Genomic DNA, 16,668 nt, shown 5'->3' with positions numbered 1-16,668 from the left:
AAATTATGAGTCAGCCTTCTTCGCGCCATCTATCACATGACTTCCCAGCCTGGAAAGGCTTAAGTCTGCGTGAATTATTTTGGATTGTCATCACTACAACACCAGTAACCACCTTGTTTTTTATCCTTTTAGGAACAATGGCAGGGTATCCACTGGCCGCTGGCTGCATCGGTTTTGTGATTGGATTCATCCTCTCCATTACCGTGTGGCCAAAAGGAGTCGCCCGTATCAAAGCAGGCAAACCTTATGGTTATGTGATGAAGAAAACCATTCTATGGATGGTGCGATTAAGGCTCAAACACTCGCCCTGGATTCATTATCAAGGACAGTGGCAAAAGAATAAATCTGTTGGAGAGCCTCATGTTTGAATATTGGAAAAAAATCGACAACCTACAACACCATAACCGTTTATTACTGGCTTTTATCGGCCTGTTATCAGTCATCGTTTTGGCCTTAATCATTAACCTCATGACCATGCCCAAACGCTATGAGTTTTGGCTAAGCCCTAATATGGCAGCCAATGGCGGCTTAATGAAAGCAAACGATATCCCTAATGAATATGTACAAGGATTTGTGTCCTCATTAATGCCAACGCTATATACCTGGTCTAATAAAGGCAAAGAAGAATTTAACCAAAACATCAAAGCCTTTCACTATTATTTTACCACTCGTCATGAACAATTACTTAGAGACACGCTGGGTGCTTATAAAAACGCGCAGCTCTTTGACCGTAGCCAAGTAGCCAGTCTTTATCGTTTCATGGAACCCCAAGATATTAGAAAAATTGCTCCTGATACTTGGGAGGTGAAATTAATCCTGCGCATTACTCAAAGACTGAAAGACAACAGCGGCATGGTGATTGCTGACAAAGTAGTAGCCTATCACCTGCGTGTAGTCAAACTCAATTTGTCTCGTTTACACAACCCTTTCCAACTCGCTCTCGATGGCTATACCCGTCCTGAAGAACGTTTACAAGATTTATTGGTCGACACGGAGGAATCCCATGAAACGCATTAAACACATTTTATTAATGCTTGGCTTTATGCTCACGCAAGTGAGCTACGCCCTGCAAAGCGAACATCTGGTTTGGGAAAAAGTCCCTTTAACGATTGAATTACCTATCAATAAAGAAAGGCTGGTTCAATTTCCCCAGGCCATTAAAATCATTGATCAACAGCTCAGTACCAACCTCGATATTCTAAAAGTTAAAGGCAGTTTGTATTTAAAGGCCAAAGACACTTTCAACGATGCACGTTTGATTGTCCAGCTCTTACCCGAAGGTGAAGTGATCATACTGAACCTTAAAGCCAATGAGAAAGCCGTCAATACCACGCCTATTGAAATCCTGATTGATGATCCCAAAACCACTCATCAGTCAGGTGCAAGCCAATACGAATATAACGCCATCCAGCTTACCCGATTTGCTATTCAAGCCTTGTATTCGCCTGAACGCGTCAGAAATATTCCAGAGGGTATTTATCGCTCGCCCATGCAAACCAACAAAACCATTCCCTTATTTTATGGTGCAAGCATTGAAGCGCACCCTCTGGCTTCATGGCGTGGCGGTAGTCTCTATGTCACTGCGGTCGATTTGAAAAACCTGTTGAATCAACCCGTGAAACTGCAATTTTCAAAACTCATGGGACATTGGCAAACCGCAAGTTTCTATCCCAAAGGGGAATTGCCTCCACGAAATCAACATGAAAGCACCACCGTCTTTTTGGTTTCAGATCAACCCTTTGCCACAGCACTTACTCAACATGCGAGGTACAGCCGATGAACAAAAATAAAGGCATTAAAATCTTAGCTGGATCGGTGGTGTTCGCAGTCGTCATGATTCTTATCAATAGCCGTCATACTACGTCTGCTCATGATGATACGCCTAATCCCAACAATTTTCATGAAGCCATTACCAGCCAATTCAACGACAACATCCGTGATGTGTCCGCAAGACTTCTGGAAACAGAAAAGAAACTGGAACAAATGCATAAGGAGAATAAATCGCTGCAAAAGCAATTAAAGCAACCGCTACAAGAAGCGAGCCATACGCTACAAGATGAATTGCAAACGCTGAAAGAAAAGCTCTCAGCCCTTACTGATCATCAAACTCAATCATACCCCATGGAGGGCAATCAAGCTCCTGTATCTTGCCAAATCAAAGATCTGGATGGATTACTGGATAAAGCTCCTATTGAGGGTAAAGTCTTTGCAGAACAAGACACCTCAACCAAAGAAGAAGCCCCAACCAAAACGCCCTTCTATACCATTCCAGCAGGCAGTGATTTCAGTAAAGTCACGCTGTTATCTGCCTTGATGGGTGAAGTACCTGTTGAAGGCAAACTGATGCAGCCCTTGTTTCCCTTTACCGCAATGGTCAGCCGTGGAGACTTAATGACAGCCAATGGGATGCAATTGCCGGAAGAAATTATCGGTATGAAAATCAGTGGTTACTCCATTGGCGTAGGTTCTTTTCTCGATAACATCAGCTGCGTTCGCGCGTATGTCACTGCCGCTTTATTTGTCTTTGAGGATGGGCATTTTGTCAGTATCGGCCAAGAGCAAATGAAAAGCTCTGCGGAGATGGTGAACAATGACAGCATTGGTTATCTGACTACTCAATTCGGCAATCCTTGCATCAAAGGACAGTACATCACTAATGCCCCCAGAGTTTTAGCCGCTTTCATGGCTGCTGGCGGTATTCAGGGGGCTGGCAATGCTTTATCCAAATGGCAAATGAGTTATCAAGCCGAAGGTGGTTCTGCGATTGCCACGCCTACGGGTGATTTAGCACATTTTGCAGCTGGCGGTGCTATTAACGAGGGCAGCCAAAAAATTACTGATTGGCTTGAGAAAAGAATACAAGGCAGCTTCGATATGGTTTTTGTTCCTGCCAGCATCCGCAGTCACTCAGGTTTTATACCAAACCAATTCAGTCTTCATTTCAGTCAAACAATAGCAATTGATAAAGAACACCAAGGGAGGGTATTAGATTATGGTTACCATCAACAAAAGAACTTTGACAATGCTTTGCGCTAGTCTGGCTTTGAGCGCTTGTTCAACCGCCAATATATCGCAAAGCGCCATTCCTGAGCAGGGATTAACAGTCAGTCAGCTTTATCAACAAAGCATGCAACAGCCTATACAAAAGGCTGTTGTTCAACAGGTACGGTTTGAGGATTCAGGCGAAGAATTTAAGCAGCTGCCGAATTCCGAAGTGCCTATCCATATTTTTGCTCATGTGGCTCAGCTTGGCGATGAACAAATCATCAAACCAGCCTATACCACACGCTTTTTTCTTTATAAGCAAAATCAATATGCCCTGGCATCAGAGTTGTATTAAGGAGGTGTGATGAAACGATTATCTAACTGGTTGCTTGGGGAAATGAATCCCCAGGCTATCAAAGAACAAATGATTAAAAAGCAATATGCCAATCCGTTGCCCTCTTTTGCTGACAGACTGGCTATTGTTGATTTCAACGAACAAGAACAGGTGTTTTTATTTGCCGATGGAAAAAGTTTGGGATCAGGGTTTGAGCTAGGAGATATCCAAGCCGAAGCTGCCTCCCCCGAATACTTGCAAGCCGTCTTTAATAAAATCCGCGATACCTTTGCAACGGTGGTTCCCCTCCATGCAATAGACCCTTGGGTTATGCAAATGTTTGTTCAAGACGAATATTGCCTTGATCCAGTTATCGACCATATTAAAGCCCAAATTCCACAACAGTTTATTGACAGCCCATTAACGCAAGATTACTTACAACGCCTGCACGATCTCTACAATAAAATGACCAGGCCAGAAGGTTTATTTCTCGATCCTAAAACAGATGCGCCCTATCGAGGACGAAGACGACGAATCAGAGTGTTATTTTATAGGCAACTACATCAAACCACTTTAACCAGAGAACAAATTCTTCTCGAACATCAAGAAGTCATCAGCCAGATTGAAACCAAACTACGCTCACCAGGTTTAGAAATCAAACGCCTTAAAGGTCAGGATTATTATCAGTGGTGGATACGCTGGTTTAATCCGAAATCAGCCGATGAGATCTTGGAACAATATCCCTACCCTAATCCCATGCCCGCAGGTTTTAATCTGACGCAAAATATATTCTTTTCCCCGCCTGAGAGCGATGAGCAAGGATTTATTTTTGAAGGCCGAAAACAAAGAATCCTGTATGTTGATGGCTTAAAAGAAGCACCCATTATTGGTTTAGTCTCCCGAGAAAGACAACAAGCCAATCCGAAACACCGCTATGCGCTTTTGGATACCTTGCCAGAAGGAAGTATCTACACCATTCAAGTCGTCTTTAGCCATGATGAAAATCTGGATTATCATCTCACACGATTAGAAAAGGGAATTGTGGGAACCAGCTTAAAACCACAGGAAGTAAGAGATGATATAAAAACTGCCCGAAATGAATTAAGCACTGGCAATCGTCTGTTCTGGGTTAATCAGGCTGTTTTTTATCAAGCAGAGGATGAACAACAAGCACAAGTCATAGAAAAAAACCTGCATACCATTTTCAACGACGCCAAGATGCCATTAATTCATTCCAGCTATGATATTCACCCTTTAAATTCCTGGCTCAATGCGTTGCCGTTTAATTTCGATCCTCACTATGCCCGTAAGTACTTATGTTTTGATCGTCTGATGTTTGCTACAGAACTTGCTGCCTTGCTTCCAGTCTATGGCCGAAACCAAGGTGCAAGGCATTTACCCTGCTTTCCCTTTTTCAACCGCTTAGGCGAACCCGTTTTCTTTGACTTACTACACCATGATTTTATTAGTCAAAATTCGCATTGCGCGATTTTCGCCAACTCTGGTGGTGGTAAGTCAGTTTTAACAGGTTGGATGATTCAATCACTACTCGCCATGAAAAACGCCCGTGTAGTACTTTTTGAAATGGGAAACTCGTTTGATCGGATGCTCGTTCATGCCAAAGCTCATGGTAAAAAAACCAAGCAGTTATTATTAAGCAATAAAAAAGAGGAAGCTGTTCCATTAAATCCATTTTGTGAAGCGTATAAAGCAATTCCAGAAATAACAGATAATTTAAGCGCAGAACAAGCTGCTTTAATAGCTCAAAAAATCATGGATCTTAAAGATCCTGCTCACTCAGAAGATTTAGCTTGTGGTGATGGTTCTCGTGCATATCTTGCAGAGCTTGCCTTGGCTTTGCGTACCATGATTACGGAAGCCAATGCCATGGAAGAAGAACAATTTACCCTGGCTGATGAAACGCTGCTAATCGAAGTATTAATTGATGCCATTCTAACTTCATTTAACGATGGCATACCACAAATGCTGACTGAGCATATTGTGAGTGCATTTCAACGGCGATTGGATAAAGAAACGGTATCTCGCAAGAAAGACCGAATTCTGGATATGCACGACCGATTAAACAGTTATGTCATTAACAGCGCAAAATCACGCTTCTTTAATGTGCCAACAGAACCTTTAGGTGATTTTGATATCTTTCATATTGATATTTCTGCCATTAAAGATGACACCGGAAAACTGGCTTTGGTTATGGTTTCTTTGTTGCCAAGAATACTGGCCATGGCAGAGGCTACTCAAAACGACAATAGGCCAACCTTTCTTTTTATTGATGAATCCCATCTGCAATTTCAAATTCCTTCTGTGGTAACGGTGTGCCTATTAGTGGCCAAAGTAGCCAGAAAGCTCGGGCTTTGGCTGGTTGCAATTACCCAAAACGTCACCGACATGAATTCTGAAAAGGCTGCAAAGATTTTATCGCTAATTGAAACCTGGATTTTGTTGGGGCTGGATGAAAAAGAAATCACTGATGTGAAACGCTTTAAATCCTTAACACCGCAACAGGAAACCTTAATCAGAGATATTGATTCGCAAAAAGGTTTGTATGCAGAAGCAGTTTTATTAGGCTCACGCTATCAGGGATTGTTTCGCGTCATTCCACCTCGCTACCTGCTTGCCTTATTAATGACTGAGAAATCAGAAAAAGCACAACGCCACCTCCTGGAGAAAGAACATGATGTCCTGGTCGCCGCTGAAATCATGGCTAAGAAACTCGAACAACCAAAGGCAACTACTCATAACAGGGCTTATTTTTATGACTAACACTGCCCTTGCTTTAGAAAGCACAAGCCCACCTCATCCTGTGAATACCTTCACAATCGCTACACGGGTTTTGCAAAAACTGTTTCAAAACAGTCATTACAAAGTCATTGGTTCTTGCACTTGGACGGTGGGACGTTTACCGCCAAGACTTGAAGTCACTCCTGCGGTTGAACAGTTTTTACCTGATTTAGTGATTACCGTCAGCAATAAACCAGAAGAAAATCCCTGGCTTGAAGCTCGAACGCTTTATGAAAATAAAGCAGCAAGAACGATGTACCAACAAGCCTATAAAGCTGCGACTGGTTCAGCGTTAGGATTTGGCAATGACAGCGGTCAAACCACAGATCTTCACATCAATGATGAGCGGACGCGCATTGTTGATGTGATCGGCAGCCCTGCTGCATTTTACCGTATCCCTTATCTATCACACAGGCCGGAAACTGGTTTTGGCGTTCCTTATTATCTGGCCGAAGCTGATGCAGTCATGGATAGAACAGAAGCAGCTGAATTGTTATATATGGGAACGCATCCTCATCTGTTAATTAATCATGAAATTGGCACATTAACACAACATTGGGGTTCTGAAATTCCCAGGTTGATGCGCGTAACACAACCTTATAACTACAGAGCTTCAGTTGTTGCAGCCATGCACGCCGTAGATATTGTCACCAATAAAAATCCTTTGCATGTCACCAAGTCAACCAATAATTCCTGCGGTAAAAATTGTGTGGTGGCTAATGCCATTTACGACCCACAAAACAATAAAGTCATCTGGCAGGAAATCTATCCTTTAAATCGCAATATCCACCCAGGCGATGCACAGGATTTCGGCATTGAAGACGAAAAAGCCGGAAATGGCAATTACGTGTTTGTCCTTTGGCGCAAATATCGCGGCTGTATTCAGAACAAAGGCAAACTCGTGAACTTTCTCACTTTCCCAAAAGTTGGACAACCTCAAAAACGATAGGACATCAACATGAATAAATATCTATTATTAACCTTACTTATTCCGCACCTAACCCATGCCGGAAACTTTATGCCCAGCCAATCAGATTACTATTATGAATTAGGAGGAACCTCCAATTTATTTATACCACCTGTTAATAAAGATCAAACGCTGGTTATTGGTGCAGATATTGATGGCCGTATGGGATTCTCTTGTAGCGGTTTTAATCCTGTCGTATCCATTACCAATACCTTTCAGGATTTAAAAAAATCAGCGTTAAATATCCCTGGTGGTGTCATTGATAACTTAAAAGGTTCAGTCGCAGGATTCCCTCTTTATAAGCTGCAACAGTCCATGCCTGCTTTATACAATGTTCTACAAAACGCTGCATCCAGTGCACAAAACGAATTTACCCTCAAGGTTAAAGATTGTCAGGAAGTCAAACAAGCACTGGAACAAAACCAATCTCCAATGGAAGGCATATTATCAGTATCCGATAGTCAAGGATGGCTTGATGCTGCCAAACGAGCTAAAAAGGAAAACGTCGATGTGACCGAAACATCAAAAAGCATCGCTCAAAAGCGAGATGAATATGGTCTACCCTGGATAGGCAGCAATAAAGGCAATGCGGGCGGTAAGTTTCAACGCCCCATTAAGGTAATTAATGATGTAGTCATTGCGGGCTACAACATTCTTTTAGAGAGAAAACCTTTAGATTCTTTGGAAAAACCAAGCACCAAAATTCCTATGGTACAAAGCTGGCCAACACCTACCGATGCTGCTAATTGGGCAGTTAAGGTTCTTGGCGATATCCAGGTCAGCAGCAGTGAAAACAAACAAAGCCATGATGCTAAAGCAGGGATTGGTTTATCAGCTTTATTGCAAAGCTGCGCGAACGCCAATACCTGTAGCCAGAACATTGCCAAGGCCTTATGGAATTTAGTCAATGGTACTTGGACGCTTACTGAAGAAAATCTGAGTAAAGTCAGTGCCTCCAATTTACTGATTACTGATGAAGTCATTACTACTATTCAGCACCTGCCCCGTGAAGAACAAATGCTTACTATCTCAAAACTGGCAGAAGAAATCGCTGTTCAAAATATGCTGGATAAAGCCTTAATGATGCGCCGCATCTTACAAGCAGGATTACAAGTGCAAGAAGTACAGAATTTAAAACCTGCTATGAATATGGTCTTGTTTGCCCTGAAAAAACTAGACGATGACATTCATTCTTTGTCCTTTGAAAACGATGTCCGCAAAAAAATGATGACTGAGACTTTGGGAACCATCATGGACATTCGCCATCAAGCCCAAAGCCAAAATATGCCAGGCCAGGATCACGAACAGCCTGCTGTTAAAAACGGCGCAATCTACGTTAAAGAAAATAAAGGAGCTTAATCATGATTGTCTTTAATCCTTTATCTCTCTATACCACCTATCTAGGCTGGCAACAGTATGAGGTTCTATTCAACGCCCTGTGGCAAACAGGGCTGTTGTATCTTGGCTTTTTGGCCATTGGTTATCGCTTTCTTAAAAATGTGCTCAATCCAGCTGGCGCGTTCTATGCGGTTGAACATGCTTTAAATAATTTTCTTTATGAATTGGCAATAACTTTCCTGATATGCAGCTTATTTGTCTATCCTTGTGTACCGTTGGAAACCAAAGCCCTACAATTTAAACCCTTATGCGGACTGAAAAACCCAACGACTGCGGTCATTGGCGACAGCGGCACAACTTATGATGAAGCCTTTGCAGATCTACTGACTAACCAGGTCAAAATTCCTATAGGCTTTGCCATCATCCAGAATTTTATATCGAGCTTTACCTATAGCCTTATGAAGGTGACGGGTTGCACAGATAGTTTGCAATCCATTCAAGGAGATTTGGTATCAACCTATCTCCCCCAGAGCGTTCGCAAGCAGGCATTGGATTTTCATAGACAATGTTTTATTGAAGCCAGAACTCAATTCAATAGTGAAAAGCATGAAGCCAGTGAATTAGACCCTATGCTCAAACGCTATGGCGGTGAAGATGACTTAAACTGGATGGGTTCTAAAATCCTGCAAAAAATGTATTACAGCAAACTTCATGCTCGCCAACCCGTGCCAGGATTTACCTTTCATCAAGCCCCTAATCGTAATCTTGAAAAGGCAGCTAATCGTGGCGATATCCCACCCGAACGATTGCCAGAAGATGGTTATCCCAGCTGTCAGCAATGGTGGAACAAAATCAAAACTGACCTGGTTGAAGTCTCTAATCAGGCCAGTGTTTTTAATAAACACTTAAATTACTACGCCATGCTTGATAGGGTTCGCCAATATAAAGTGAAACACCCAAAAGCCTGGAAAGCAGACATCAGCGCAGAAGATTTTATTGCGAAAATGCTCTTGCAAGAAAGCAAAGACATGCAGACCAGTTCTGTGCAAAACCTCATGGATAATAACAATGGAAAGGTCGCATCTGCCATTACCCATAGCCTGGTCAATGTCGGACAATGGACAAAATCATGGACATCCACCCCATTAAAAAGAGAAGCAATCATGCAAACATTGCCCGTCATGCAGGCGTTTTTCATATTCTTTTTAATCATTCTCACTCCAATGGTTTTGTCTTTAAGCTGCTACAGCACCAGAGCATTAGGCAGTTTATGCGCCTTATTTATCATGGCTATTTTTCTTCAGTACCTCTGGCATTTAGTAGGATTTCTAGAACGCTCTGTGCTTGATCCATTAGGTGAAAACGATGCGATTTCTGCCATGAAGAATATGGCTGTGATGTTTTACTTTGTTGCACCTGTTTTATTGTTGAGATTATCAAGTCATTTTGGCGGTGACGCTGGGGCGGGTCTTATGGATTTGGTCAATGGTGCAGATAGGCAAAGCGAAAGCATGGCGCAATCCGGTATGCAGGTAGCCAAGACAGGAGTAAAAATTATTTCAAAAGGAATTCAATGAATATGTTAAAGCACATCTTTACGTTCAAAGGCTTCATTGTATTCACGAATAGTGATCAAGCCATTATCAAGCTTATCTTGAGCCTCATAAACAGACATGTAGCATTTGGCAGGTTTATCCTCTGCCACTCCAACAATGGCATCAAGAACAACTGCCAACAACCGAAATACCTTTCTCATTTGGAGCTATCCCTATGATTAAACATTATATCCGTTCATCCATTATAGTATTAATTCAAACCGTTTTACCAATCATTGCCTTATTAGCAATTGCGCCCTGGTTCATTAATAGCAATCTACTGACTCGCTGGCAAAGCACCTTCACTACCATTCAACCATTATTTCTTGGTCTGCATGGAGTACTCTATTTATCCCTTGTCTTATTATGGCCAAGGCTAATTTTACGCCTACAGAATCAACACCAAATAACCACAGAGCAGCTGAACACCGCTTTAAAAACTCGGTGGTATCTGCTGGGTATTTTTGTATTTATTGATATTTTGATGATTGGAGGCAAACTATGAGCAATTACCCCATTAATAACCTATTAAGAGAACCAACAGAAGCCTGGTCAGCCATTACCTGTTTGTCTCTAGCCTTGCTGGCATATACTCAACCGCATTTGTTTTTACTAACACAAACTATGGGATTATACGCTGCGCTCGCATTGTTAATCCCTGGAATTTATAGAGCCTGGCAAGCAATTAAAGTAAAACGCTATCACCGAAGATTATTAGCCATGCCCACTTATGCCCTATCCACCACAGAAATACCTTTATCCAAAAACTGGTTGTTCTTGGGCAAAGGCTTTCGCTGGCGACCAAGCCACACTCAAAAGCTGCATCAAATTAAACAGGTCAAAAATGAAAAGTTCATGCAACGAAGCTCTTGCTACCAACTTGCCAGAAGATTCTGCCAAAATCATGAACATACAAAGCTAGCCAAATGGTTAAATACAAATTCTAAACTAAACCCTTTTCGACCTGATCCACCTGTTGGCGGTAGTCCATTCTTGCATGGTGTAGGCGAAGAAGATAAACCTGTATACATCCCTCAAGATGTACGTGTCGGTCATACCTTCGTAGTCGGTACAACCAGAGTAGGAAAAACACGGTTGGCCAGTATTCTAATTAACCAAGACATCCGAAATGGGGATGCGGTTATCGTTGTAGATCCAAAAGGCGATCAAGACCTGGTTAGAGACATGATGGCAGCCTGTAAAGTATCAGGCCGAACAGAAGACTTCAAAATCGTACACTTAGGCTTTCCAGAACAATCTGCACAATACAACCCCTTAAAAAATTTCGACCAAATCAGTGAGGTTGCAACACGTATCACCGATGCAATCTCCGCAGAGGGAGAAGGAAAACAGTTCGCAGCCTTCGCCTGGAAATACGTCAATATCGTGGCTATATGCCTAGAAGAAATGAATCAACCCCTTACCTACCAAACAATAGCCTTCTATATCAGCCGACTAGAACAATTATTAATGTCCTATGCTGATAAGATTCTTCCTAACCACTACCCAAATTACCATCAAGAGATAGATGAAATCATCGATGAGCATGATAGTAAAATAGGCAAAAATAATAAGACAAAATCCCCTATGGAACGCCACCAAGCAGTCATTCAATATGTCAAAGACCACATCAATAAAACGATCAAAAACAACAATGCTGAAGCTCTGCACGATCAAATACTAATCGACCTCTACGATGCAGCCATTATGGATAAACACTATTACGACAAAATCACCGCCAGTGTCGGTCCTGTACTGTCTGAAATCAATAAAAGTAATGCCTCAAAAATCCTATCGTCAAAAGCTCAACCAGGTGAAATTGAATTGATGGATGTAATTAAAAATAAGAAAGTTCTTTATATCGGCTTAGATAGCCTAACCAATCCCAATATTGCCCAAGCAGTAGGAAAAGCCTTTTTGTCTGATCTGGTGTCTACAGCTGGTAAAATCTATAAAGAACCCAACGCACGATATACTTTAAATCTGCATTGTGATGAGTTGTCAGAGATTATCCAGGACTCTTTTGTGAAGATTCTCAATAAAGCAGGTGGTGCTGGGTTTCAAGTCACCGCTTATGCTCAGACTATTCAGGATATGGAAGTTGCACTCGGCTCCAGGGCTAAAGCAGAAGTATCCGAAGGAAATTTTAATACCCTGATTATGCTTCGTATTAAAAATGAAGAAACAGCCAATTTACTGGTTAAAGTGCTACCTCAAGTTGGTGTTGTTGGACATACGCAGGTTTCTATGGTTAACGATACACCTCATGGGGACGATGGGGTTTATTTTAATACGACTAATGAGGATCGGGTTCAAACTTCTTCTGTACCAATGATTGGGGTAGATGATATTATTTCTTTGCCAAAAGGACAGGCATTTATTCTAATTAATGGAGGCGAACTGTTTAAAATTAGAATTCCATTGCCCAATAATACACAGTATTTAACATCAAAATCCCCCATCTCTTTGCAAGCAAATGCCATATGAACCTACCCTCATTATTAATCAATTTTTTATACATAACTTGTTGCATTTTTTGATCATTTTTGTCAATATGAGATCTCATGATTTAGCAACGGAGTGTAACATGAAAACAACAAAATATAGCTCTAATTTAATCAACCAATTACCAAATAACAAGCCTGTCGTATATGAAATTCAAACAGCAGGTGGCAATAAAAATTATATAGGCACAGCTAAAAGAGGCAGGGTAACAGGCAGGATTGCCGAACATATTGGCACTATTCCTGGAGCTCAGGTTAAAATAAAGCAATTTTCATCGATACAAGAAGCTCGCAAAAGTGAAGCCAAACAAATATCGAAATTCCAACCAAAATATAACAAGCAAGGAAAATAAAAAAACTATTATTACAAAATAGATGCAAAACTGGAGTAGGTTCTAAAATTACTTTCTAGCCTGATTTAAAATAAGGGGAAACAAGGCAATGATAGGAACTGAGCTCGCACAATAACTCTTCTTCTTTTGGATGTTTTGCATCTATATATACATAATATGTTGGCTCAGGCTTGTCTGAAATCTGATTAAGCATATTTGAGCTGTGATATAGATCTGTAACCGTATTGTGATCAGAAACATAAATAGGTATCTTTTTACTGCCATAAGATTCAAAATTTAATTCATCAAAATATATACGCCATTTATTATCTTCATCTTCTTGATCTTTATATCGTTCAATTATTTTTTTTGCATCAAATCTTCGGGAAGGATTTATTAGAAAACTGTTTGGCAACTCTCTGTTACAAATCTTGTGCGCCACTCGTCCAGCAATTGAATCTTCGTTTGACAATCTTCTCAAAACTATCCAAATATCATCATCGGTGATTTCTTTATAATAATTAAAAGAATTATCAACAAAATCATTTCTATTAGATTCATTGTTGTCAGTATTTTTATTTATTATTCGCTTGTATTCAAAGTAATTCTTCATAAACAAAAATAATGGCGATTGAGCTAATTCTGCTATATCTAAATGACCTTCTAAATTCTTTAAAAAAGTTGAAATTAAATATTCTGATGAGTTTTTCTTCCCATGATAGTATATGTATTTTGTCATCAATCTTCTTGACAAAATATAATGCTCAATTGCTCCGATACCTTTAGGAGTAATACAAATTACTGTGTCACCATTGATTTCTTGTTGTTTCATACAGGATATAATCCATTGCAAGTCAATATTGCCGTATGGAACTCCGCAAAAATGACTGTCTCGCAGCAAATAATCTAATCTATCTACATCTAACTGTGAGGCAATCAATGGGTCATAATACTCATGATGATTAGGATCAATAAAAACATTAAGAATATCTTCCTTTAAGTCACATTCAAAGGAATCAATAAACTTAGGAGTCCATTGTTTATCATGTGATATTTTTCCCTCACCGAACCCTTTAAAAATGGACTCAAAAGCGTGAGAAAAAGGCCCATGGCCAATATCATGCAGTAAAGCAGCCCCCATTATAATTTTTCTATCACCATTATTTATGTCTAATTGGTCACAAACCAACTTACCTATATAACAAGCCCCAAGAGAATGGCTAAACCTAGTATGAACTGCTCCGGGAAAAACCATATCAGCACAACCCAGTTGCTTAATCCTTTTTAATCTTTGAAAAATCGGTTTATCAATAAATTGCTTAATTAATTCCTTCTCGTCTTTGCTAAAAGACATAACACCATGAATTGGGTCTGTGATGATATGGTTTCTTGATAATTGCGATTTCTTCATCACTACTCCATTAGCCCCGACAATTATATAAAAATATAGCACATTGGATGTCCATTCATCATCTGTGACAATGCATTTTTTCTGCGTCACTGCAATTTATGTGCAGTGACGCAGAACACAACCCTTGATTTTACTTCGTAAAATCAACACATTACTGTATTTTGTCCTGACGCCAGACTGGCGTCAGGACAAAATTGTTCTCTTTTAACCCTTGCACAGCAAGCACCACTTTGATATTTTTTAATGAAGCACAACTGAAGAGCTGGCGCGATTCCAGCGAAACGTAATCCAACGTCTTGTGCAAAGCCACTTTATTCCCTAACTCTGTGGCTGGACGTTCAGTCGGGAAAATCATCTAGGAATCTCTGTCATCCGACAGGGCAACTCCCTCGGGAGTTTAAGTCAATTTATTTCAATTTGACCATGGACTTGTGACAAAGCCCATCGTTTTGTCGTTTTTATTAATCAACAACACAAGGAGGAAATAACCAGAAAAACTGTTGTAAATCGGCGAGATCGTTTGCCTTATAACGATTGTTTTGCCCCCCACTTCGAGCTTTATGGCTTTTGCCAGGTTTCATCTTTGAGTGAGCCGCTCGACCAACACTAAACCAGAGACAGGGCAAATGAATTTTCGGATTGGATGATGAGAAAAAATTCCTTAAGACAAGCTGCAAACCGGTACTTTCAACTTGATAACCGAGGCAGCTACCAAGAAAAGAAAAAACGCGCATACGTCATACAAAAGATGATTGATGATCTATTCCGTATTGGAGATGTTCCTACTTCATGGCAAAACATGAAATCAGAGCATATTCAAAAACTGGTTGGATATTGGAAAAGAAACCATGTTAAAGATGCAACAATTATGCGTTATATGACAATTATTAGAAATTATTTACTAAGCATTAATTGTCCAATACAGAATATAGACAACAAGTCTCTGCAATTGCATCGAAAAATACTAAAACCCCAACGATTAAAATGGCAACCCAATCTCTGGGAATCGTTCTCTGAAATGACATCACGCATTATTATGGCCTTACAAACAGAGTTTGGTTTGACCTTTAGTGAAGCAATACAGATTAAACCTGGAATCCATATCAAAGAGCATAAACTTTCGCTCACGAGAGAAATCACTTTTAACTCGGTGGACAGAACGATCCCTTTCAGAAATGAAATTCAAAAAAACGTCGTATCTGACTTAGAAAAACTAACTAATAGACAAAGTTTGGTACAATTTTTTGGTTATAAACAAGTCAAACTTAGCTGGAATCATACCCTCATGGCTTTTGACGTACCCGTAAAAAAGTCCTGGCGTTATCTATATGCAAAACAAATGTATCAATACTTACTGCCAATATTAGGTAACTATCAAACCTGTTTGATATTACAGGATGAACTTGGAATAAAATCTCGCAACACACTATGGACATACCTGCATGAGTAAATCAAAACTTAAAAGCGCACTATTTTCTATCAACGAATGTATCAAAGAACTAAGTGTATATTCCCATGCCAGTAAAGCTGATACACGCCATATATTGAATCGTTGCATCAAGGATCTGCATGAGCAAGGTTTTATGGTAGCTCATATCAAGGGACTAAAATCAAAGCACATCCATGTGTTAGTAGAGTACTGGAAAAAACAGGGTAAAAATCCGGCCACTATCAAAAATTACATGTCTAAACTCAGGAAATTATCCATCTGGCTTAATAAACCAGAGATAATCAAACCTAGCAATGACTATTATCAAATTGATAACCGAAATTATGTACCCACATACAATAAAGCTATCACTAATATAGACTTCTCAAAATGCGAAAATCCAATGATACGCTTATCTCTTGAGGCTCAATACCTCTTTGGTTTACGTCGTGAAGAGTCGATGAAATTGGTTATAAGCGAAGCTTGGTTTGGCGAACGTTTGATATTAAAATCAAGCTGGACTAAAGGCGGAATTGGAAGAGCCATAGATATTACAAGCAAGGAACAAAAAGAATGGCTAGAAAAAACAATAAAACAAATCTCTCCTGGCCATTCATTGATCCCCAAAAATAAAACTTATAAACAGTATCTGAGGCAATATCAAACTGAGACAGAAAAGTTAGGGTTGAAAAATTGTCATGGTCTGCGTCATGCTTATGCTCAAAGAAGATACCACGATTTAACCAGGCAGTTATCGCCTGATAAACAACCATTCAAATGTCCCATTGAAGGTGGAAAAACATCTAAATATTTATCTCAATCAGAAAAAGCCATAGACAGAGAAGCTCGTGAAATTATAAGTAGAGACCTCGGCCACTCCAGAATATCTATAACCAAAAGTTACCTCGGTTAAGAAGGAACTGCTTTCCTTAAATGGTGGCCATAAAAAACTTCAATCCCTCTAAAAAAACTGT

17 protein-coding genes are annotated in these 16,668 nt (G+C 40.2%); 14 read left to right on the top strand and 3 right to left on the bottom strand.

Annotated elements, in window-relative coordinates; translation table 11 throughout:
• The first annotated feature begins 5 nt into the window (after positions 1-5).
• From EL201_RS05210 to EL201_RS05170, 9 genes are read left to right on the top strand one after another with little or no spacing between them, the layout of a single operon-like run.
• On the top strand, positions 6-368 hold the full coding sequence (locus tag EL201_RS05210; RefSeq protein ID WP_016356825.1) for a TIGR03750 family conjugal transfer protein: 363 nt from the start codon (positions 6-8) through the stop codon (positions 366-368).
• Entirely contained in the window at positions 361-1,017 is a 657-nt protein-coding gene (locus EL201_RS05205) for a TIGR03746 family integrating conjugative element protein (RefSeq protein WP_027219598.1), read from the top strand. The genes EL201_RS05210 and EL201_RS05205 overlap by 8 nt, the downstream gene beginning before the upstream one ends.
• Positions 1,004-1,780: a TIGR03749 family integrating conjugative element protein gene (locus tag EL201_RS05200; protein WP_027219599.1), complete on the top strand. Its 777-nt coding sequence runs from the start codon at positions 1,004-1,006 to the stop codon at positions 1,778-1,780. Before EL201_RS05205 ends, EL201_RS05200 begins: the two co-directional genes overlap by 14 nt.
• The gene (locus EL201_RS05195) at positions 1,777-3,036 is read left to right on the top strand and encodes a TIGR03752 family integrating conjugative element protein (protein ID WP_027219600.1); all 1,260 of its coding nucleotides are present in this window, start codon (positions 1,777-1,779) and stop codon (positions 3,034-3,036) included. The genes EL201_RS05200 and EL201_RS05195 overlap by 4 nt, the downstream gene beginning before the upstream one ends.
• Entirely contained in the window at positions 2,993-3,340 is a 348-nt protein-coding gene (locus EL201_RS05190; protein ID WP_027219601.1) for a TIGR03751 family conjugal transfer lipoprotein, read from the top strand. The genes EL201_RS05195 and EL201_RS05190 overlap by 44 nt, the downstream gene beginning before the upstream one ends.
• A 9-nt stretch (positions 3,341-3,349) precedes the next feature.
• The gene (locus EL201_RS05185) at positions 3,350-6,100 is read left to right on the top strand and encodes a conjugative transfer ATPase (protein WP_027219602.1); all 2,751 of its coding nucleotides are present in this window, start codon (positions 3,350-3,352) and stop codon (positions 6,098-6,100) included.
• Entirely contained in the window at positions 6,093-7,067 is a 975-nt protein-coding gene (locus EL201_RS05180; protein ID WP_011946083.1) for a TIGR03756 family integrating conjugative element protein, read from the top strand. Before EL201_RS05185 ends, EL201_RS05180 begins: the two co-directional genes overlap by 8 nt.
• Before the next feature lie 9 nt (positions 7,068-7,076).
• Positions 7,077-8,444, top strand: a complete 1,368-nt coding sequence (locus EL201_RS05175; protein WP_027219603.1) for an integrating conjugative element protein — start codon at positions 7,077-7,079, stop codon at positions 8,442-8,444.
• 2 nt (positions 8,445-8,446) lie between these two features.
• On the top strand, positions 8,447-10,000 hold the full coding sequence (locus EL201_RS05170) for a conjugal transfer protein TraG N-terminal domain-containing protein (RefSeq protein WP_027219604.1): 1,554 nt from the start codon (positions 8,447-8,449) through the stop codon (positions 9,998-10,000).
• Positions 10,001-10,005: 5 nt separating this feature from the next.
• On the opposite strand, the gene EL201_RS05165 is transcribed toward EL201_RS05170, so the two are convergent.
• Positions 10,006-10,179, bottom strand: coding sequence for a hypothetical protein (locus EL201_RS05165; protein WP_010946719.1), 174 nt, complete (start codon positions 10,177-10,179; stop codon positions 10,006-10,008).
• Between the two features lie 14 nt (positions 10,180-10,193).
• Between EL201_RS05165 and EL201_RS05160 the strand changes: the two genes are divergently transcribed.
• The 3 genes from EL201_RS05160 (at position 10,194) to EL201_RS05150 (ending at position 12,875) form a co-directional block, all read left to right on the top strand.
• The gene (locus EL201_RS05160; protein WP_027219605.1) at positions 10,194-10,523 is read left to right on the top strand and encodes a hypothetical protein; all 330 of its coding nucleotides are present in this window, start codon (positions 10,194-10,196) and stop codon (positions 10,521-10,523) included.
• Positions 10,520-12,505 (top strand): type IV conjugative transfer system coupling protein TraD, encoded by a 1,986-nt coding sequence (gene traD / locus EL201_RS05155; RefSeq protein ID WP_027219606.1) that lies wholly within the window; start codon positions 10,520-10,522, stop codon positions 12,503-12,505. The genes EL201_RS05160 and traD overlap by 4 nt, the downstream gene beginning before the upstream one ends.
• A 100-nt stretch (positions 12,506-12,605) precedes the next feature.
• Positions 12,606-12,875: a hypothetical protein gene (locus EL201_RS05150; protein ID WP_027219607.1), complete on the top strand. Its 270-nt coding sequence runs from the start codon at positions 12,606-12,608 to the stop codon at positions 12,873-12,875.
• A gap of 55 nt (positions 12,876-12,930) precedes the next feature.
• On the opposite strand, the gene EL201_RS05145 is transcribed toward EL201_RS05150, so the two are convergent.
• Both EL201_RS05145 and EL201_RS05140 read right to left on the bottom strand, forming a co-directional pair.
• Entirely contained in the window at positions 12,931-14,265 is a 1,335-nt protein-coding gene (locus EL201_RS05145; protein WP_016356816.1) for an HD domain-containing protein, read from the bottom strand.
• A gap of 151 nt (positions 14,266-14,416) precedes the next feature.
• Positions 14,417-14,620, bottom strand: coding sequence for a hypothetical protein (locus EL201_RS05140; RefSeq protein ID WP_027219608.1), 204 nt, complete (start codon positions 14,618-14,620; stop codon positions 14,417-14,419).
• 291 nt (positions 14,621-14,911) lie between these two features.
• Between EL201_RS05140 and EL201_RS05135 the strand changes: the two genes are divergently transcribed.
• Both EL201_RS05135 and EL201_RS05130 read left to right on the top strand, forming a co-directional pair.
• A complete protein-coding gene (locus tag EL201_RS05135; RefSeq protein WP_027219609.1) occupies positions 14,912-15,715 on the top strand; it encodes a phage integrase N-terminal domain-containing protein in 804 nt (267 codons plus the stop codon).
• Positions 15,708-16,607: a phage integrase N-terminal domain-containing protein gene (locus EL201_RS05130; RefSeq protein WP_016356814.1), complete on the top strand. Its 900-nt coding sequence runs from the start codon at positions 15,708-15,710 to the stop codon at positions 16,605-16,607. The genes EL201_RS05135 and EL201_RS05130 overlap by 8 nt, the downstream gene beginning before the upstream one ends.
• Positions 16,608-16,668 lie beyond the last annotated feature (61 nt).

The sequence above is a fragment of the Legionella pneumophila subsp. pascullei genome, from assembly GCF_900637585.1.
GTDB lineage: Bacteria > Pseudomonadota > Gammaproteobacteria > Legionellales > Legionellaceae > Legionella > Legionella pascullei.
The sequence above is the reverse complement of the archived record's forward strand: the minus strand, read 5'-3'. Positions and strand labels throughout refer to the sequence as shown.